The 20965-nt window shown below is 70.2% G+C and carries 12 protein-coding genes; 10 read left to right on the top strand and 2 right to left on the bottom strand.

Annotated features, from left to right (window positions below; genetic code table 11):
- Positions 1-61: 61 nt before the first annotated feature.
- Positions 62-3142: a TonB-dependent receptor gene (locus AC06E6_RS10380; protein ID WP_240212847.1), complete on the bottom strand. Its 3081-nt coding sequence runs from the start codon at positions 3140-3142 to the stop codon at positions 62-64.
- A 741-nt stretch (positions 3143-3883) separates the two neighbouring features.
- Between AC06E6_RS10380 and AC06E6_RS10375 the strand changes: the two genes are divergently transcribed.
- The 8 genes from AC06E6_RS10375 to AC06E6_RS10340 all read left to right on the top strand — a co-directional run bounded on the left by AC06E6_RS10375 (position 3884) and on the right by AC06E6_RS10340 (position 16573).
- Positions 3884-6334, top strand: coding sequence for a GH92 family glycosyl hydrolase (locus AC06E6_RS10375; protein WP_478061230.1), 2451 nt, complete (start codon positions 3884-3886; stop codon positions 6332-6334).
- A gap of 123 nt (positions 6335-6457) precedes the next feature.
- Positions 6458-7519, top strand: a complete 1062-nt coding sequence (locus tag AC06E6_RS10370; RefSeq protein ID WP_104937825.1) for a LacI family DNA-binding transcriptional regulator — start codon at positions 6458-6460, stop codon at positions 7517-7519.
- Positions 7520-7550: 31 nt separating this feature from the next.
- On the top strand, positions 7551-8858 hold the full coding sequence (fucP, locus tag AC06E6_RS10365) for an L-fucose:H+ symporter permease (protein WP_409476215.1): 1308 nt from the start codon (positions 7551-7553) through the stop codon (positions 8856-8858).
- A 6-nt stretch (positions 8859-8864) separates the two neighbouring features.
- Positions 8865-9860 carry a carbohydrate kinase family protein gene (locus tag AC06E6_RS10360; protein WP_478061229.1) on the top strand — a complete coding sequence of 332 codons (996 nt, stop codon included), beginning with the start codon at positions 8865-8867 and terminating at the stop codon, positions 9858-9860.
- Positions 9857-11134, top strand: coding sequence for an AGE family epimerase/isomerase (locus AC06E6_RS10355; protein WP_478061228.1), 1278 nt, complete (start codon positions 9857-9859; stop codon positions 11132-11134). Before AC06E6_RS10360 ends, AC06E6_RS10355 begins: the two co-directional genes overlap by 4 nt.
- 70 nt (positions 11135-11204) lie before the next feature.
- Positions 11205-13889 carry a beta-mannosidase gene (locus AC06E6_RS10350; protein ID WP_478061227.1) on the top strand — a complete coding sequence of 895 codons (2685 nt, stop codon included), beginning with the start codon at positions 11205-11207 and terminating at the stop codon, positions 13887-13889.
- Positions 13889-15319, top strand: a complete 1431-nt coding sequence (locus AC06E6_RS10345; protein WP_478061226.1) for a glycoside hydrolase family 47 protein — start codon at positions 13889-13891, stop codon at positions 15317-15319. Before AC06E6_RS10350 ends, AC06E6_RS10345 begins: the two co-directional genes overlap by 1 nt.
- 144 nt (positions 15320-15463) lie before the next feature.
- Positions 15464-16573, top strand: a complete 1110-nt coding sequence (locus tag AC06E6_RS10340) for a serine hydrolase domain-containing protein (RefSeq protein WP_478061225.1) — start codon at positions 15464-15466, stop codon at positions 16571-16573.
- A gap of 39 nt (positions 16574-16612) precedes the next feature.
- Here AC06E6_RS10340 and AC06E6_RS10335 read toward each other — a convergent pair whose 3' ends face one another.
- A complete protein-coding gene (locus tag AC06E6_RS10335) occupies positions 16613-18808 on the bottom strand; it encodes a primosomal protein N' (RefSeq protein WP_478061224.1) in 2196 nt (731 codons plus the stop codon).
- 483 nt (positions 18809-19291) lie between these two features.
- Between AC06E6_RS10335 and AC06E6_RS10330 the strand changes: the two genes are divergently transcribed.
- A complete protein-coding gene (locus AC06E6_RS10330) occupies positions 19292-20305 on the top strand; it encodes a hypothetical protein (RefSeq protein WP_478061277.1) in 1014 nt (337 codons plus the stop codon).
- Positions 20292-20855, top strand: coding sequence for a DUF3106 domain-containing protein (locus AC06E6_RS10325; RefSeq protein ID WP_478061223.1), 564 nt, complete (start codon positions 20292-20294; stop codon positions 20853-20855). Before AC06E6_RS10330 ends, AC06E6_RS10325 begins: the two co-directional genes overlap by 14 nt.
- Positions 20856-20965: the final 110 nt, after the last annotated feature.

Genomic DNA, 20965 nt, shown 5'->3' with positions numbered 1-20965 from the left:
CAAACGACGACAGCCGCCTGTACCAGCGCGGCTGTCGTCGTCGGTGCCTGGAAGGCAGGGGTCAGAACTTCCAGGTCAGGCCGAGATACATGACGCGGCCGGCATAGTTGTTGGAGTAGAAGCGGGCCTTGGTGTCGTTGCCCAGGTGGGTACGCGACTCTTCTTGGGTCAGGTTCAGCACCGAGGCGCTCAGCGAGAGTGCCGGAGTGATGTTGTAGGCCGCATTCAGGTCGATCTGCTGGTACGGCTCCTGGTAGAGGTTCAGGCCGCTGACCAGGCCCTGCACCACTTCGCCGCGACGGTTCCACGAGGCGCGCAGCAGCAGTTTCTCCACTTCATAGAACACGGTGAAGTTGGCCTGGTTTTTGGCGCTGCCGACCAGCGGTGACTTGCCGATCTCGGTGCCGTCCTCCAGGGTGATGGCGGCTTCGTTGGTGTCGTTCCAGGTGTAGTTCGCCTGGAAGCCCAGGCCGAAATCCAGCGTGTGCTGCGCATAGAACTCCACGCCCTGCGAAACGGCGTCGCGGCCGCCGGCGGTGGTCGAGTAGTTCTGCACCACCACAGTCTGGCCGCCGACGTTCTGGGTCACGTCCTGCACCACCGGCACCGAGAAGTTGCTGACGTCCTTGCGGAACAGGCCCAGGCCCAGCACCGAGCCGGGCTGGAAGTACCACTCCAGGCCGATGTCGTACTGGGTGGCCTTGTAGGCCTCCAGGTTCTTGTTGCTGCCCGAGCCGTACCAGCCCTGTTCGCCGGCACCGCCGGTGAGGCGGCGGTCGTTGACGTACTCGGGGCTGAAGTACTCCAGGCTGCCCGGGGCGGCGATGTTGCTGTAGCTCGGGCGCGCGATCACCTTGGAGGCCGCCGCACGCAGCAGCAGGTTGTCGGTCAGGTCATAGGCCAGGTTGAAGCTCGGCAGCACGTCGGTGTAGCTGCGATCCAGCCCGCTGACCGCGAACGATTCGGTGCGCGCCTCGCTGTCGGAGAGCCGCCAATAGCCTTCGGTGCCGCAGTAGGTACGTGCGGGGGCGCCGCCAGGTACCGTGTCACCGGCCTGGCACGCCAGCGGATTGCCGCTGGCGTCGTCGTAGAAGTAGTCGTTGTAGGACGTGACCTTGTCCGTGGAATCGGCGTGCTGGCGGGTGCTGACCACGCGCACGCCGACGTTGCCGCGCAGGCGCTCGGTACGGAAGTTGGCCTGCAGGTAGGTGGCGTAGATCTTTTCGTCCACGTTGTAGACGAAGTTGTCCTCGTTGCGGGTCTGCATCGGCCCGTAGGTCTTGTTCAGATAGGCGATGTAGGCCGGGTAGTTGATGGCCGGGAACGCGCTGGCGTTGATGCCGCCGGCCAGGTTGCCCATCGCGTACAGGAAGTCGGGCGAGAACTGCTGGGCCAGGTCGTTGCAGCCGCCGTTCCAGTAGCGGTTCTCGTAGTCGGCCGGATCGCTGCCCGGGCAGGTCCAGTAGCTGTTGCCGGTACTGCGGTGGATGCCGCCGTCGCGGTACTTGACGCCGAACTGCAGCGAGTCGAGGACGCCACTGTCGTTGTACCAGGTGCTGTCGATCTGCGCGTACTTCTGCTCGGTGGTGTTGCGGGTCCAGGACGAGCCCGTCGAGCCGAGGTCTACCTGCAGGATGCCGTTCTTCAGGTTCTGCATCAGTTCCGGCGAGAACGCCATCGACGGCGTGCCGGTCAGGTTCCAGGAGCTGGCCAGGTTGCCCAGGTTCCAGCTGCCGTCCGCGTTCTGGCTGCGTGGCTTGAGCGGCACCGAGAACTGCAGCGACGGGCCGCCCTTGGCCCAGGTGCGCCCACCCTTGAAGGCGATGTCGACCGACTCGCCACGCCATTCGGCCGAGAAATCGGCGGTCTGCGACAGCGCCTTTTCCAGGTTGTAACTGCCGGTGATCTGCGGCGTCGGCACGGTGCAGTCGTCCGAACCCCAGCCGCCCGGCGCCATGCCGCCTGCTGCGGCCTGTTCCTCGCTGCAGTAATAGGTTTTGCCCGGGTGCCGGCTGTAATCGGCGCCGGTGACGATGGTGCCACTCGGGTCCAGGGTCAGCCCGTCGAGCAGGCGTCCGCCGGCCCAGTTGCCGTCGCCCCAGTAGCGGGCGATGTTCCATTCCGGCACCTTGATGGTGTGGGTCTGGGCGTTCTGCGACAGGTCGAAGCGGAAGTAGTTCGCGGTCAGGGTCAGGTTGTCCAGCGGCTTGAACTGCAGGGTCAGCTGGCCGCCCTTGCGCTCGCGTTCCTCCTCCTTGACGTCCAGGTTCACCGAGGTCGGCATCATGAAGCCGGTGTAGTACCTGCCGCTCTGGTCGTAGAAGCCGGTGCCGCCCCACCAGTTGGAGTTGAACTTCGAGGGGTTGCCGTTGACGTCGACCGCGGTGCCGCCTTCGTCGCGGCCATACCACTGCCAGCTTTCGGTGCTGGCGCCCAGGGTGCGGGTGGTGCGCTTCTGGTCGGTGTAGCCGACGAACACGCCGAAGCGCTCGTCCTTGTCGTGCCAGGCGTACGAGGCCGACGCCTGGCCGTCGGTCTTGCGGGTGGTGTCGGCCCAGGTGCCTTCGACGGAGACGAAGCCGGTGTTGGATTCCATCTCCAGCGGACGCCGCGTGTGCAGGATCACCGTGCCACCGATGCCGCCTTCGTCGATGCGCGCTTCCGGCGACTTGAACAGCTCGGCGCTGCCCAGCATGTTCGACGGCAGCAGGGTGTAGTTGAACGAACGGGTCGGGTCGCCGTTGGATTCTGCGGTGGCGATGTAGTTGCCATTCAACTCGGTCAGGGTCAGTTCCGAGGACAGGCCGCGCACGCTGACGTTCTTACCCTCGCCGCCGCTGCGGGTGATGATCACGCCCGGCACGCGCTGCAGCGCGTCGGCCACGTTCTTGTCGGGGAACTTGCCGACGTCCTCGGCGGTGATGACTTCGACCACCGCGTTGGCGTCGCGCTTCTGCTGCAGGCTCTTCTCGATGGCATAGCGGTAACCGGTGACGGTGACCGCATCCAGCGTGGTGGCATCCGGCGCCGGCGTGGCCGCCTGCTGGGCAATGGCGCTCACCGGCAGTGCCGCTGCGGCCAATGCGATGGCGATGGCACCGGACAGCGAACTGCGGGCGTGCATGCGTGATGTCTGTTTCATTCCACTCTCTCCCTCTCCTGGATTTGGATCCGCTTCTGGTACGAAAGGACTTGAATCGATCTAAGTTCTGAAGCCACGCATCCCCGGCGCGCCGGGGGCGTTTCGTGCATGGATCGAGTGACGGACCCGGTCCGTTTTCCCTTGTCGCAGGCAATTGCCAGTCGATCTCTATTTGGATCGATCTAAACAAATGACGCGGTTTTTTTAGCACAGCGCCCTCCCCGCTGCATGTTGCTGCGCAATAAGACGCGGCGGGTCCGCGGGCTGCCGGCCCCCTGTCAGGGGGGGGCGTCTGCCCGCATCTGGCGCCGGCCGCGAACGGGCAAGGGGAGAGGGCCTGGGCGCGCCCGACGTCGCCGCCGGAGCCGGGCAGATGACCCGCGGGGGGCGGCGATGGTGCGCCGCAGAATGCGGTCCGGCAAAGGGCCGTGGTTTACTTGAATCGATCTAAATTCAACGCAGGTCCCGTTTGGACCGATGGAAGATCCCGCGAATGCCGGCTGTGGGTTGTTTCCGCAGCGCTGCACCCGCGGGTCGCAGGGGAGAACGCCATGACCGGATCGAATCACCCGTTGGCCCTGGCCGCACCGTCATTCCCGGCGGGGCGGGCTGCGCGTCGCCCTGCCGCTTTCTGATCCCGGCTCCTCTCCCCATCCCGCTCGGGATGGCCGGGTATCACCGGTCCGGCTTCGGCCGGACCCCCTTTTCCACCCACCGACATCGACCCTGAGGAACCACCGCATGCGCCGATCGCCGTCCACCGCCCCCCGCAGGGGTTCCGCCGCCGGGCTCGCCTGCCTGCTGGCCCTGGCCTGCGTTCCGTCGCTGGCGGCCGCGCCGCCCGCGCTGGAGCGCGAGGTCAACACCTTCATCGGCAGCAAGGACGACGGCAACACCTTCCCGGGTGCGTCGGCACCGTTCGGCCTGATCCAGGTCAGCCCGATCGGCAGCCATTACGCCGGCTGGCGCTACGACGACGAGAAGATCCGCGGATTCGGCCATTCCTTCCTGTCCGGTGCCGGCTGCTGGGAGCAGGGCGGGCAGGTATCGGTGCTGCCGGTCACCGGCAGCATCGGCCCCGGTGGTGATTTCGACACCACCGACGCCAAGGCCTTCGACCACAAGCGCTACGCATCGTCCTACAGCCATGCCGGCGAAGTGGGGCAGGCCGGCTACTACCGGGTGCGCCTGACCGACTACGGCGGCATCGACGTGGAAGCCACCGCGCGCACCCGCGCCGCGAGCGAGCGCTACACCTTCGCCGCCGGCACCGAGGGCCATGTGCTGGTCAACGTGGGCCAGGCCAACGAGCGCCATTCGGTGATCGGCAGCGTCATCGACGTGGTCGGCGACCGCGCCGTGGAAGGCAAGCTGGTGACCCGCAGTTTCTGCGGCGGCCACCAGTACACCACCTGGTTCCGCATCGAGTTCGACCGCCCGTTCAAGGCGCACGGCACCTGGGGCGAACAGGGCGGCCTGCCCGGCGCACGCCACAGCATGGAGGGCGAGCTCAAGCCCAATGGTGCGTGGCTGAGCTTCGACCTGGCCGACGGCCGTGCCGTCACCGCGACCAGCGCGATCTCGCACGTCGATGCCGAAGGTGCGCGCAGCAACCTGCGTGCCGATGGCATGCAGGACGGCCGCCTGCTCGGTTTCGAGCGCATGCGCGCGCTGTCGCAGCAGGGCTGGCGCGAACAGCTGGACGCGGTGCGCGTGCAGGGCGGCAGCCGCGATGACCGCACGGTGCTCTACACCGCGCTGTACCACGCGCTGCTGCAGCCGATGACCGGCAGCGACGCCGATGGCCGCTACCGCGGTTACGACGACGCGATCCACCGCGCCGATGGCTGGACCTACTACGAGTACTTCTCGCTGTGGGATACCTATCGCGCGCAGAACCAGTGGCTGGCGCTGACCCGGCCCGACGTGGCCCGCGACATCGGCCGCACCCTGCTGGCGATCGACGCCCAGGGTGGCTGGCTGCCGCGCTGGGGTTACGCCAACTTCGAGACCAACGTCATGACCGGCGACCCGGTCACGCCGTTCCTGGTGGACCTGTGGCGCTTCGGCGCGCTGGCGGGCCGCGAAGCCGAGGCCTGGGCGGCGCTGCGCCGCAATGCCTTCGGCATGCCGCCGCTGAACTCACGCGCGGCCGGCCGCTCCGGCAACGCCCGCTACCTGCGCGACGGCTTCGTCGCCTATGACCGCGCGTTCCCGTCCAAGGGCATGGACGTGGACCCGCACCACGGCGGTTCGGCCACCTTGGAGTACGCGCTGGCCGACTGCGCGCTGTCGCAGATGGCCGATGGCCTGGGCCATGCCGACGACGCGGCGGCGCTGCGCGAGCGCGGCCGCAACTGGCACAAGGTATGGGACCCGCAGGTGCGCGATGCCGAGACCGGCTTCAGCGGCTTCCCGCGCCCGCGCGACGAGAACGGCGCGTGGTACACGCCGGCCGATGGCCACTACAGCCCGCGCTCGCAGCATGGCTTCCACGAGGGCACCGCCTGGCAGTACCAGTGGCTGGTGCAGCAGGACGTGCCGGGGCTGGTGGCGGCGATGCACGGCCGCGAACAGGCCGGGCGCCGCCTGGATGCGTTCTTCGCCTACGACGCGCTGGTGCAGGCGCCGCTGACCGCCGCGCGCAAGGAATGGGTGGTCGGCCCGTACAGCTACTACAACCAGTACCGCTACAACCCGAACAACGAACCGGACCTGCATGCGCCGTGGATGTACACGCTGATCGGCCAGCCGTGGAAGACCGCCACCGTGGTGCGCGCGGCGCAGCAGCTGTTCACCAACGCGCCCAACGGCGTCACCGGCAACGACGACCTGGGCACGATGTCGGCGTGGTACCTGTTCAGTGCGCTGGGCCTGTACCCGGCGGTGCCGGGCAGCGGCCAGTTCCTGCTGCACGCGCCGCGCTTCTCCAGCGCCGAGATCGCGCTGGGCAACGGCCGCACCCTGCGCCTGCAGGCACCGGGCGCCGACGGCCGCAGCCTGCAGTACATCCAGGCGGTGCAGGTCGACGGCAGGCCGCAGCATGCAGTGTGGCTGGACTGGGCGCGGCTGCGCGCGGGCGGCACGATCCGCTACACGCTGGCCGCGCAGGCGCCGGAGCAGGGCTGGGGCACGGACGTGGCGGACCTGCCGGTGTCCTGGTGCGCCACCCCGGGCAGCGCCATGCGATGAGCTGGCGCCCTGCGGACGAGCGACGACCCGGGCGATGTGCCGGGCCACGGGGACTGATCCCGGTTCCCACTTCGTCATTGGCCGCTTTTAAGCTGTGACGTTCATGCCCACCTGCGAGCGACGATGAGCAACGACACCTCCACCGCCGGAAAATCCACGCGCCGGACCGGCAAGCGCGCGGTCACCGTGACCGACATCGCCCAGGCCGTGGGCGTGTCGCGCGCGACCGTGTCGCTGGTGCTGCGTGGCAGCCCGCTGGTCAACGTCGATACCCGCGCCCGGGTCGAGGCCGAACTGCGCCGCCAGCGCTACGTGTACAACCGCACCGCGGCCAACCTGCGGCGGCGCACCTCGTCGTCGATCGCGCTGGTGATCAACGACCTGTCCAACCCGTTCTTCGCCGAGTTCGCATCCGGCGTGGACGAGGCCCTGGGCGGCAAGGGTTACGTGACCCTGCTCGGCAGCACCGGCGAGTCGCCGGAGCGGCAGCAGGCGGTGCTGAGCACGCTGATGGAGCACACCCCGACCGGCTTCATCCTGTCACCGGCCGAAGGCAGCGACGCGGCGCAGCTGCGGCAGGTGCTCGGCAGCCACGCCAACGTGCTGTTGTTCAACCGCGAACTGCCCGGCGCCGACTGGGATTTCCTGACCATGGACAACCAGCAGGGCGCCTACCTGGCCACCCGCCACCTGATCGAGCGCGGCCATCGCGATATCGCCTTCTTCGGCGGGCACGCCGCGTCCAGCTCCTGCCACCAGCGCCGCGCCGGCTACCAGCAGGCATTGGCCGAGGCCGGCCTGCAGGCACGCCCGCAATGGATGATCGAGTCGGCACCCAACCGCCTGGAAGCGGCCGCGCGCACCGGCGAGCTGTTCGCCGACGGCCAGCGCCCCAGCGCCGCGGTCTGCTACAACGACACCGTCGCGCTGGGCCTGATGCTGGGCCTGACCTCGCGTGGCATCCGCCCCGGCGGTGATTTCGCCGTCACCGGCTTCGACGACATTTCCGAGGCCGCGGTGGCGGTGCCGCCGCTGACCACGCTGACCGCCGACCCGCGCGAGCGTGGCCGCCAGGCCGCCGCGCTGCTGCTGCAGCGGCTGGACGACCCGGATGCGCCGCCGATGCGCACGGTCGCGCCGGTACAGCTGCGCATCCGCGAAAGCAGCGCCGCGCGCCCCATCTGATTCCTTCCGACCCCGCACCCCGAGGCGCGCCATGCCGATACCGTCCACGCCCCTGTCAACGCCCGCGACGTCCACCCCGGTGGTCACGCCCCGGGTCGCGCTGGCGGTAGCCACCACGCTGTTCTTCATGTGGGGCTTCCTGACCAGCCTCAATGACGTGCTGATCCCGCACCTGAAGGCGGTGTTCGAGCTGAACTACACGCGGGCGATGCTGGTGCAGTTCACGTTCTTCGGCGCGTATTTCCTGATGTCGTTGCCCGCTGGCCGGCTGGTCGCGCACCTGGGCTACAAGAAAGGCATCATCGCCGGCCTCCTGATCGCCGCCATCGGCGCGCTCGGTTTCTGGCCGTCGGCGGCGCTGCGCACCTACGAAGCGTTCCTGGCCTCGCTGTTCGTGCTGGCCACCGGCATCACCGTGCTGCAGGTGGCGGCCAACCCGTACGTGGCGCTGCTGGGGCCGGAACAGACCGCCTCCAGCCGGCTGACCCTGGCGCAGGCGCTGAATTCGCTGGGTACCACCCTGGCGCCCTTGTTCGGCGGCCTGCTGATCCTGAGCACGACGGTCAAGAGCAGCGAGCAGATCGACGCGCTGCCGGCGGCCGAGCAGATCGCCTACCGCGCCGCCGAAGCGCAGTCGGTGCAGGGGCCCTACGTCGGCCTGGCCATCGCGCTGGCGCTGCTGGCGGTGTTCGTCTGCCTGTTCCGCCTGCCCAGCCTGACCGAGGCCACCGAGAAGGCCGACAGCGGCCACCACACCCTGCTCGATGCGCTGCGGCACCCGCACGTGCTGTTCGGGGTGCTGGCGATCTTCTTCTACGTCGGCGCCGAAGTGTCCATCGGCAGCCTGATGGTGAACTACCTGGCGTTGCCGGAGATCGGCGGCATGAGCGAGCAGCGCGCCACCCATTACGTGTCCGCGTACTGGGGCTGCGCCATGGTCGGGCGGTTCGCCGGCTCGTGGTTGCTGGTGCAGTACCCGCCGCGGCGCCTGCTGGCCGTGTTCGCCCTGGCCAACGTGGTGCTGCTGGGCGTGATCCTGGCCGCCAGCGGCGAGGTCGCGGTGTACGGCATCGTCGCCACCGGGCTGTTCAACTCGATCATGTTCCCGACCATCTTCTCGCTGGCCATCGAGCGCCTGGGGCCGCTGACCAACAAGGCCTCGAGCCTGCTGATCATGGCCATCGTCGGCGGCGCGGTGATTCCCCTGCTGCAGGGCATGCTGGCCGACCGCATGGGCCTGCACCTGAGTTTCGTGCTGCCGGTGGCGTGTTACCTCTACATCATTTTCTACGGCCTGGTCGGTTCGCGACCGCGGGCCGCCAGCGGCCAGGGAGGCTGAGGCCAGATGGGCAAGATTGTTTGTTTCGGTGAAATTTTGATCGATCTACTGGCGCAGCCGCCGGCCACGCCGGAGACCCCGCGCGCGTTCCTTCAGTATGCCGGCGGGGCGCCGGCCAACGTCGCGGTGGCGGCGGCGCGGCTGGGCGCACGCAGTTATTTCGCCGGCATGCTCGGCCGCGACATGTTCGGCGACTTCCTTGCCGACAGCCTGGCCGATGCCGGCGTGCTCACCGACTGCATCGTGCGCACCGATGCGGCCAAGACCGCGCTGGCGTTCGTCGCGCTGGATGCGGACGGCGAACGCAGCTTCAGCTTCTACCGGCCGCCGGCCGCGGACCTGCTGTTCCGCGCCGGGCATTTCCACCCGGCCTGCTTCGACGGCACCGGCTGCTTCCACGTCTGTTCCAACAGCCTGACCGAGCCGGATATCGCCGCGGCCACCTTCACCGGCATGGACCGCGCGCGCGCCGCCGGCGCGGTGGTCAGCCTCGACCTCAACCTGCGTCCGGCGCTGTGGCCCGCCGCGGTCGACCCGACGCCGTGGCTGTGGCAGGCGCTGGAGCGCGCCGACCTGGTCAAGCTTTCGCGCGAGGAACTGGACTACCTGGCGGCCCCGTTCGGCGAGGACGGCGAGGCGCGGGTACTGCGGCGCCTGCTCGGCGCGCAGGCGCGCTGGGTGATCGTCACCGATGGCGCCGCGCCACTGCGCTGGTTGACCCGCGAGGCCCAGGGCCAGGTGCCCAGCTTCCGCGTGCCCGTCGTGGACACCACCGCGGCCGGCGATGCCTTCGTCGGCGGCGTGCTGTACGGCCTGGCCGAACGCGGCGGTACCGGCGCCGCGTTCAATGCGTTCTGCCACGACCACGACGCCATCACCGCCACCCTGCGTTTCGCCGCGGCGGTAGGCGCGCTGGCGGTCACCCGCAAGGGCGCCTTCGCCGCCATGCCCGAACTTGAAGAAGTGCAGCAGCTGCTGCAGCAACAGGACGCCATCGCATGAACACCACCGCTCCCGATTTCCGTTCCCCGGCCTTCCTGCGCGCGCACATCGCCGACACCATGGCCTTCTACCACCCGCGCTGCATCGACCCGGCCGGCGGTTTCTTCCATTACTACAAGGACGACGGCACGGTTTACGACGCCCGCCACCGCCACCTGGTCAGCAGCACCCGCTTCGTCTTCAACTACGCCATGGCCTACCGCGAGTTCGGCAACCCGGAGTACCTGGCCGCGGTGAAGCACGGCGTGGACTACCTGCGCAACGTGCACCGCAATCCGGCCACCGGCGGCTACGCCTGGACCCTGCGCGAGGGCAAGGTCGAGGACGACATGAACCACTGCTACGGCGTGGCCTTCGTGCTGCTGGCCTACAGCTGCGCGCTCAAGGCCGGCATCGAGCAGGGCCGGGAATGGATGGACGAAACCTGGCAGCTGCTGGAAACGCACTTCTGGGAGCCGCAGCACGGCCTGTACCGCGACGAGGCCGACGCGCAGTGGAACTTCACCGGCTACCGCGGCCAGAACGCCAACATGCACATGTGCGAGGCGATGCTGGCCGCGTTCGAGGCCAGCGGCGAGCGCCGCTATGTTGAGCGCGCGCTGCAGCTGGCCGACAACATGACCCGCCGCCAGGCGGCCAAGGCCGGCGGGCTGGTGTGGGAACACTACGACGTCGACTGGAACATCGACTGGCACTACAACCTCGACAACCCCAAACACCTGTTCCGTCCCTGGGGTTTCCAGCCCGGCCACCAGACCGAGTGGGCCAAGCTGCTGATGATCCTGGACCGCCACGTCGAAGCCGACTGGCTGGTGCCGACCGCACGCCACCTGTTCGACAGCGCCGTCACCCGTTCGTGGGACGCCACGCGCGGCGGCCTGTACTACGGCTTCGCGCCGGCGGGGCTGCAGCAGGCGCTGAACGAAGCGAAAGCATTGGGGAGTCCGGCCATGGATGGCCGGGCTTTTGCGGAGGGACCCGCGGATATCTGCGATGACGACAAGTACTTCTGGGTGCAGGCCGAATCGCTGGCCGCCGCCGCGCTGCTCGCCCGGCGCACCGGTGACGACGCGTACTGGCAGTGGTACGGGAAGCTGTGGGCGTATTCGTGGGAGCACTTCGTCGACCACACCCATGGCGCCTGGTTCCGCATCCTCGACGCCGACAACCGCAAGTACGACGACGAGAAGAGCCCGGCCGGCAAGACCGATTACCACACCATGGGCGCCTGCCACGAAGTATTGAACGTGGTGCGCGAGGGCATGCCGGGCTGAGGCCCGGCGACATCCGCGACGGCGACGACGGGAGGCAGGCATGCGCCAGGCGACATTCGGTTTTGGATCGATGCAATTCCGGTTGGCAAGGCTCTGGCGCGTGCTGCTGCCGTGCCTGCTGTGCGCCTTCGCCGGCATCGCCGCGGCCGCGCCGCTGCAGGCGCAGTGGAGCTTCCGCCTGTTGCCGGGCGATGCGCAGCTGCCGGCGCACCCCGGGCTCGATGCCTGGCGCCCGGCGCAGGTGCCGGGCAGCGTGCATGACGACCTGCAGACGGCCGGCGTCATCGGCGATCCCTACGTGGGCGCGGCCGAGGCCGGGCTGCAGTGGATCGGCCTCGCCGACTGGGAATACCGCGCGCGCTTCGACGTCGACGCGGCCACGCTGGCGCGCCACCATGCCGAACTGCGCTTCGACGGCCTGGACACCTTCGCCGAGGTCAGCCTCAACGGCCAGCCGCTGCTGAAGGCCGACAACGCGCACCGTACCTGGCGCGCGCGCGTCGACGGGCGCCTGCGCGCGCAGGGCAACGAACTGCGCGTCGTGTTCCGCTCGCCGATCCGCACGTTGCTGCCGCAGGTGCAGGCGATGCCGCACAAGATCGCCGGCAACTATCCCTCGCCCTATGGCGACGAGCCCAAGGACGCGATGGTCGGCAACTTCGCGCGCAAGCCGGCCTACCACTTCGGCTGGGACTGGGGCCCGCGCTACGTCACCGCCGGCGTATGGCGGCCAGTGCACCTGGACAGCTGGGACCAGCACCGCATCACCGACCTGGCCGTGCGCACCGACGCGCTGGACGACCAGCGCGCGCGCCTGGGCGTGCTGCTGCAGGTGGAGCGGGGCGCCACGGCCGGCAAGGCCAGCGTCGCAGTGGACGTGCTCGACCCCGACGGGCGCCGCGTCGCCCGGCTCGAACGCGAAGTCACCCTGCATCCCGGCCAGAACACGGTGCAACTGCCGCTGGAGATCGCGCAGCCGCGGCGCTGGTGGCCGGTGGGCCATGGCGCACAGGACCGCTACACCGTGCAGGCGCGCATCGATGGCGGTGGCGATCCGGCGCGCGAAGCGGTGCGGCGCACCGGCCTGCGCACGGTGGAACTGCGCCGCGAGGCGGACGCCGATGGCGGCCAGGGCTTCGCCTTCGTCATCAACGGTGTGCCGGTGTTCGCCAAGGGCGCCAACGTCATTCCGTTCGAATCGTTCCCGGCGCGGGTCACTCGCGAGCGTCTGCGCCGCGACCTGCAGGCCGCGCGCGACGCCAACATGAACATGCTGCGCAACTGGGGTGGCGGCTACTACGAGAGCGACGACTTCTTCGACATCACCGACGAACTGGGGCTGCTGGTGTGGCAGGACTTCATGTTCGGTGGCGGCATGCAGCCCGGCTACGACCCGGGGTTCCGCACCAACGTGGTGGCCGAGGCGCGCGACAACATCCGCCGCCTGCGCCACCACCCGAGCATCGTGCTGTGGTGCGGCAACAACGAAGAGGAAACCGCGTGGAAGGACTGGGGGCACGGCAAGGCGCTGGCCGCCGCCGACCCCGGGTTCGCGGCCAAGGTGTGGCAGGGCTACGTGGACCTGTTCGGCAACGACCTGCGCCAGGTGGTGGCCGAGGAGGCGCTGGGCGTGCCCTACTGGTCCAGCTCCCCGGGCAACGACCTGGACGCCAAGGCCAACGACTCCCGGCGCGGCGACAAGCACTACTGGGATGTGTGGGGCGGCCCGGCGCTGCCGGTGACCGCCTACCTGCGCGAGACGCCGCGCTTCATGTCCGAGTACGGCCTGCAAGCGTGGCCGCAGCTGTCCACGGTGGACGCATTTGCCACGCCCGACGAGCAGCGCATCGACGGGCCGGTGATCCGCGCCCACCAGAAGTTCATGGCCGGCCAGGGCAACGAACGCCTGCTGCACTACATCGAGCGCGAGTACGGCACGCCGGCCTCGTTCGCCGACTTCATCTACCTCAGCCAGGTGATGCAGGCCGAGGGCATTGAACTGGCGGCGCTGCATCACCGCGCCTCGCGGCCGTACACGATGGGCTCGCTGTACTGGCAGCTCAACGACGTGTGGCCGGGCGCGTCATGGTCGAGCCTGGATTACTTCGGCCACTGGAAGGCGCTGCATTACCACGCGCGCCGCTTCTTCGCCGAAGTGGCCGTGGCGGCGCTGCGCGACGATGACGGGGTCACCCGCTTCCGCCTGCTCAATGATGGCCGCCAGCCGCTCACCGCGCAGTGGCGCGTGCGGGTCATGGACGTGGCCGGTGGCGAGTTCGCGTGCCAGCAGGAAACCATCACCCTGGCGCCGATGGCCGCGACCGCGGTGGCCGATCTGGTCGATGCCGACCTGCTCAAGGGCCACGACCCGGCACGCAGCGTGGCGGCGTTCGAGCTGCTGCGCGGCGGCGAGGTGGTCGCGCGGCGGCTGGTGCATTTCGTGCCGGCCAGGGAACAGGCGCTGGCCGCCGGCCAGCTGCGCGCCGAGCTGGTTGCCGACGGCGGCGACTATCGCCTGCGACTGCACGCCGATGGCCTGGTGCGCGCGGTGTGGGTGGATTTCGGCGACACCGGCGCCCGCGTGGACGACAACGCCTTCGACCTGCTGCCGGGCGAAACCCGCGAGCTGCGCGTGGACACCGACGCCCGTCTCGACGCACTGCGCGCCGCGCTGCGCGTGCGCACCCTGGGCGACACCCTGCACGCCGCTTCCACTCCCCCGCACGCCCCCGCTTCCACCCCGAGGACCCGATGATGAACCGAGCCCTGCGCAATGCCCCCCTGGCCGCCGCCCTGCTGCTGGCGCTGTCCGCCTGCAGCCCGTCGCCGCCCGCCGCCGCGCCGGCCGATGCGACGATCACCGCCACCCCGGCCGCCACCGCCGACGTGCCGGCGGTCGACGCCGCCGAGGCCGCACGCATGGCCGAGCAGGTGCGCGAGGCCACCCGCCATGCCTGGCAGGGCTATATGCAGTACGCCAGGGGCCACGACGACCTGAAGCCGATCAGCGCGCAGCCGCGCGACTGGTACCCGGCGCCGCTGCTGATGTCGCCGGTCGACGCGCTGGACACGCTGTTGCTGCTGGGCCTGGACAAGGAGGCCAACGAGGCGCGCGAACTGATCGTCGGCCAGCTGTCGTTCGACCAGGACATCGAAGTGCAGAACTTCGAGGTCACCATCCGCCTGCTCGGTGGCCTGCTGTCGGCCTACCAGATGACCAACGACGCGCGCCTGCTCAAGCTCGCCGACGACCTCGGCACGCGGCTGTCGCCGGTGTTCGACAGCCCCACCGGCCTGCCGTACACCCACGTCAACCTGCGCACCGGCAAGACCCGCGGCACGATCAGCAACCCGGCCGAAACCGGCACCCTGCTGCTGGAGTTCGGCACCCTGGCCAGGCTCACCGGCAAGCAGGCCTACTACGACAAGGCCAAGCGCGCGCTGGTGGAAACCTACAAGCGCCGCTCGAAGATCGGCCTGGTCGGGCTGAACATCAATGTCGAGACCGGTGAGTGGACCAACAAGGACGCCTCGATCGCCGGCGGCATCGACTCCTACTACGAGTACCTGCTCAAGTGCTGGAAGCTGTTCGGCGATGAGGACTGCAAGCGCATGTGGGAGGACAGCATCGGCCCGCTCAACCGGCACCTGGCCGACGAGGTACGCGATGGCGAGCTGTGGTACGGCCACGCCGACATGGACAGCGGCGCGCGTACGTCCACCACCTACGGCGCGCTGGATGCGTTCATGCCGGGGCTGCTGGCGCTGGGGGGCGACCTGGAACGCGCCAGGCGCCTGCAGGAGTCCAACCTGAAGATGTGGCGGCTGCACGGCATCGAGCCGGAATCGCTGGACTACGCGGCGATGCAGGTGCGCTCGCCGGGTTACGCGCTGCGTCCGGAAATCGTCGAGTCGGCCTACTACCTGCACCATTACACCGGTGACGCGCGCTACCGCGGCATGGGCAAGGAGTTCTTCGAGGACTTCGTGAAATACACCCGCACCGAACACGGCTTCTCGGCGCTGAAGGATGTGCGCAGCAAGGAGAAGGACGACTCGATGGAGAGCTTCCTGTTCGCCGAGACCTTCAAGTACTACTACCTGCTGTTCGCCCCCGCCGAGACCCTGGACTTCGACGGCGTGGTGTTCAACACCGAAGCGCATCCGCTGCGCCGCACCTGGTGAGCGCACGCCGGCCCCCTCTCCCCGCGGGGGAGAGGGCGGCTGCGGTCGCGTCGCTTTAAACCTTTCTGCACCTGTCCGGCATCCAACCTCCAGTCGCGCGCCTGTCGGTGCGCATTGGCCATACCCGACCCTGGAGAACATTGGATGCCGACCACGCTCTGCCGGCTGTTGCTGCTGGCGCTACTTGCCCTGCTGGCCGGCGCGCCGGCCACCGCCGCTTCCCTGGCCGATGCCAATGCCGCCGCCCGCGACTTCGTCCGCGCGACGATGAAGGCGCGGGGCATCCCGGGCCTGCAGGTCGCGGTGGTCCGCGATGGCCGCGTGGTGTTCTCCGAAAGCCACGGCCTGGCCAATGTCGAGAACCGCGTGCCGGTCGAACCCACGACCCTGTTCCCGATCAACTCCGCGACCAAGGCCTTCACCGGCGTGGCGGTGATGCAGCTGGAGCAGGCCGGGCGCGTCGACCTGGAGGCGCCGATCTCGACCTACCTGGCGGACCTGCCGCCGGCGTGGCGTGGGATCCGCGTGCGCCAGCTGCTCGCGCATACCTCCGGGTTGCCGGACATCGTCGACGCGCAGGGGCTGGTCGGCACCGGCACGGAGCCGGACGCGTGGCAGGCGGTGGCGGCGATGCCGCTGCAGGCCGCGCCGGGCGAGCGCTTCGCCTACAACCAGACCAACTACGGGCTGCTGGCGCGGATCGTCGAAGCGCAGGGCGCGATGCCGTACGCGGCGTTCGTCGCCGACCACCAGTTCGCGCCGCTGCGGATGCGCCGTTCGCGCTTCGGCGACAGCTACGACCTGGTCGCCGGTGCGGCCACCGTGTACAGCTTCCTGCCGCGCCGGAGCGATGCGCCGGGCATGCCCGCGCGGCTGTCGCACTGGTTCTACGACGTGCCGCAGGGGCTGTGGGCGGGCGGCGGGATCCAGACCACCGCCGACGAACTGGCGCAGTGGCTGCTCGCGCTGATGCAGGGGCGGCTGCTCGAGGCGGACGTACGCGAACGCATGTGGGCGCCGGAGCGGTTGAACAATGGCGGCCTGGGTAACTGGGCCGCCGGCTGGCCGGTGGCCGGCACCGCCCCGCATCGCGAAGTGACCAGCATGGGCGGCGCCCGCGCGGCCTTCCGCATCTATCCGGACGAGGGCCTGGCGGTGGTCGTGCTGACCAACCTGGTCGGTGCCGACCCGCAGGATTTCATCGCCGGGATCGCCGGGTTCTATCGCACGGTGCCGGCCGCCGCGGCGCGCTGACCCGGTATAGCATGCCCGGCGCGCGGCCGGGCGCCGCGGTCAATACAGGTCCATCGGGTCCACGTCCAGCGACCAGCGCACGCGCCGTGCCTGCGGCAACGGGTAGACCTGCGGCATCAGCGTGTCGAGCAGGCCGTGCAGCGCACGCCGCTGCGTTGCCGACAGCAGCAGCTGGGTACGCTGGAAACCGGCGCGGCGCGGCATCGGCGCCGGCATCGGGCCGTAGCATTCGACCGGGCTGGCGTCGGGAACGGCCTGTTTCACCGTGGCCAGGAACGCATTGGCATGCTCCACCTGCCTGGCCTCGGCGCGGATCAGCGCCAGATGCGCAAACGGCGGGAAGCCGGCGGCTTCGCGCTGCGCCAGTTCGGCGTCGGCGAAGGCGTGGTAGCCGCCGTTGACCAGCGTGTGCAGCAACGCGTTGTCCGGGTGGTGGGTCTGCAGCCAGACCTCGCCGGGGCGGTCGGCGCGGCCGGCGCGGCCGGCGACCTGGATCAACTGCTGGGCCAGCTTCTCGCTGGCGCGGAAGTCGGCCGAGAACAGGCCTTCGTCGATCCCCACCACCACCACCAGGGTCAGCCGCGGCAGGTCGTGGCCCTTGGCCAGGATCTGGGTGCCGACCAGGATGCCGGGTTGCGCGCCGAGCGTGGCCAGGGTCTGTTCCAGCGCGTCGCGGCGGGCGGTGGTGCCGCGGTCGATGCGCAGCACCGGGAAATCCGGGAACAGCTGCAGCAGCCGCTCCTCCAGCCGCTCGGTGCCGATGCCCTGCGGCTGCAGCGCCAGGCTGGCGCAGTCCGGGCAGGCCAGCGGCACCGGCGCGCGCGCGCCGCAATGGTGGCACTGCAGGCGGCGCCCGGCGCCATGCACGGTCATCGGGGTGGTGTGCAACGGCGTGCTGCAGCGGCTGCACGGCGCGGTCCAGCCGCAGTCGTGGCACAACAGCACCGGCGCGTAACCCCGTCGGTTCTTGAATACCAGCACCTGGTTGCCGGCACGCAGGTGCTGGTCGATGCCGGCCAGCACTTCCGGCGAGAGGCCGTCCTGCAGTGGCCGCTTGCGCACGTCGAACACCCGCACCGCCGGCGGCCGCGCGTCGCCGGCGCGCTGCTGCAGGCGCAGGTGGGTGTAGCGGCCGGCACGCGCGTTGTGCAGCGATTCCAGCGACGGCGTGGCACTGCCCAGCACCACCGGCACGTCCAGCGCCTTGCCGCGCACCAGGGCGAAGTCGCGGGCGTGGTAGCGGATGCCGTCCTGCTGCTTGTAGCTGCCGTCGTGTTCCTCGTCGACGATCAGCAGCCCGGCCTGCGGCAGCGGCGTGAACACCGCCGAGCGGGTGCCGACGATCACCCGCGCCTGGCCGCGCGCGGCCGCCGCCCACACCCGTGCGCGCTCGTTGTCGTTCAGTCCCGAATGCAGCGCGTGCACGGCGATGCCCAGGCGGCCGCGGAAGCGCGCCAGCATCTGCGGGGTCAGGCCGATCTCCGGTACCAGCACCAGCGCCTGCCGGCCCTGCGCCAGGCAGCGGGCGATGGCCTGCAGGTAGACCTCGGTCTTGCCGCTGCCGGTGACCCCGTCCAGCAGGAAGGGCTGGAAGCCGTCGGCCGCGGTGATCGCCGCGATCGCCGTGTGCTGCTGCGGGTTGGGGTCCAGCCCCGGCAGCGGCTGCGCAACCGCCGGTGCCGCCGCCAGCGCAACGCGCTGCGCGAAGCCGCGCTTGAGCAGAGCGCGCGCGGCCTCGCGCCAACCGTCCATGCGTGCGGCCAGCGCATCCTCGGCCAGGGGACCGTCGCCGAGCAGCTCGGCCAGGCGTCGCGGCCGGCTGCCCGCGCGCAGCCGCGACAGGCCCTCGCGACCGGCCGCGGTCAGTTCCCAGCCCCACTCCTGGGTATCGGGCAGCGGTTCGCCGCGCCGCAGGGGCGCCGGCAGCGCGGTGGCGACCACCTCGCCGAGCGGCGCATGCGCATAGCGCGCCAGCCAGCGCAGCGAGGCATACAGTTCACCGCCGAGCAGCGGCGGCCCATCCAGCCATTGCAGCGCCTCGCGCAGGGGCGCCGGGTTCTGCACCGTGCCGATGCCCTCGACCATGCCGACCAGCTCGCGGTTGCCGAACGGCACCTTGATCCGGCGCCCGGCATCGCCGGTGTCCGGCGCCGGACTGCCGGGCGGGGGCAGGTAATCGAAGGTCTGCGGCAACGGAACCGGCAGCGCGATGCGCAGGGTGGGGCAGGTGGGCATGGGCGGCAGTGTAGGCGGCGGCCGGTGCCCGGCACACCCCCGCGCCCGCTGCCCGCGGGCCGCCCGCGCCTGCGCCGGCGGCCGCGTTACTTGCGTGCGCTTGTGCAGCGCCAGAAGCATAAACACCGCGTAAACGCAGGCCCCGATTGGAGATTTGGGCTTATCCACACAACTTGTGGATAACTCTGTGCATCAGCGTTGTGCTCCACGCGTCCAAGGCGGTGGTTGAAGCCTTTCAGTCAACTTGGTCAAAAAATAGCCACGCCATCAATATATTTAAAATCAACAACTTGGCCGTGAAACAAAAGCGAAATGTGGGTGCGATGGCGCAATCGCGGGCATCCGGGGCCGGACTATTGACGCTGTGCACAAGTTGCGGCATGGGCCGCCCGCAACGGCGTGAAGAGCGCGTGGAGGCCGCCGTCGGCGGCATCTGCAGGCCGGGATCGGCTGGGTATCATTCCCGCCGATGAAGGAGTCCACCTGATGGCTGCACCCGCCTCCCCCGCACCGGCCGCAGCCAGCGCCCTGTCCGCTTTCCTGAAAGGTGTCGAACGCCGCGCGCTGGTCGTCGCCAGCCTGCAGGGCGGCGACGAGGCCGCCGCCGCCCAGGCCGTGGCGGCCGCCATGCGTGCCTTTGCCGGCCCCGCCGCGGACCTGCCGATGGCCGACTGGCCGGCGCGCTTCTGGGCGTTGCTGTGCGGCAGCCCGCAACTGCGGGCACCGTCCCAGGGCGGGCGCTGGCCGCCCGCGCTGCTGCACCTGCAACGGCTGGCGCCCGAACCGCGGCTGGCACTCTTGCTGCGTGTCGGTGGTGGCCTGGACGAAGACGCCGCGGCCGCCGTGCTGGGGCTCACGCCCGAGGCATACCGGCGCGCGCTGGCCGCTGCCTGCCCACTGGATGCGCAGGGCCATCCGGATGCACTGGCCTGGCGCGGGCTGGCCGAGCAGGTGCAGGCACGGGTCCGCGAGCTGCCGGCCGGGCAGGTACAACAGCTGGAACAACTGCGCGGGATGATGGCGGCCGCCGCCGCGCCGGCGCCGCGGCCGGCACCCGCGCTCCGGGTAGAGGCCGATGGACGCAGGGCGCGCGCGCCGCGTCGTACCCGGGCGCGCTGGAGCCGGCGGACCTGGCTGTTGCTGTGCCTGCCGTTGCTGCTGCTGGCGCTGGTCCTGGCCTGGGGGTGGATCCGCTATGGCCCGGCGTTGCCGGGTGCGGCGGCGCCGGCCGCCGAGGGCGCGGTGGCGGACAATGGTCCGGTGCAGGTGGAAGCGTTGCCGGACGACGGTGCCCCCGCCGGGCCGGCGGCCGCCGGCAGCCATGCCGCCGACGATGCCGCGATGCTCACCGATCCGGAGCTCGCGCTGGCGCGGGACGCCGACTTCCATGCCTGGTACGCCGCCGGCGGCCCGCTGCCGGTGGACGAATCGCAGGCGCAGCCCGGCCGCGCCGAACCTGCCGGCGGTGCACTGGAGACGGTCGATGCCGAGGATTGAGGGGCTGCTGATGGTGGTGCTGGCGCTGTTGCCGGCCGCGTCGTCGTTGGCGGCGCCGGTGGTGCCTGTCCTGCCGGCGGGCAGTACCACGCCCGCGCCCGATCCGGCGGTGGGCTGGCAGGCACTGGCCCCGGCCCAGCAGCGCGAGCTGCGCGCACGATATGCGGCGTGGCGCGCGCTGCCCGAATCCGAGCGCCAGCGGGTGCGCCGGGCCGCGGCCGAGGTGGCGGCATTGCCCGCGCCCGAGCGCGCGGCCGTGCGCAACCGCTTCCTCGGCCTGGACCGCCTGCACCGCGATGGCTGGCGGCTGGGCCCGCAGCTGGGCGCGCACTATCCGAAGCTGCAGCCGTTGCTGGGCTACCTGCCCGGACACCAGCGCGAACCGATGCTGGCGCTGCTGCGCCAGCTTGACGCCACGCAGCTGGCGCAGCTGGGCGTGCTGGCGCAGCGCACGCCGCCGCAGGAGCGCGATGCGCTGCGCGAGCGCCTGCTGGCGCTGCCGGCGGCGCAGCGCGGCGACTGGCTGCGGCAGCGCACCGAATCGCGCTGAGACGCGCACGCCGGCCATGGCGCCGGTGCCGCGGCCAGGGCGAAAGTGTCGCCAAGGTCGCGCCTTTCACCCGGCTTCATCCATAGCCATTACAATGCGTCCCCTCCGCG

Source organism: Stenotrophomonas sp. Steno-Z10-HUANG (assembly GCF_056393075.1).
The sequence above is the reverse complement of the archived record's forward strand: the minus strand, read 5'-3'. Positions and strand labels throughout refer to the sequence as shown.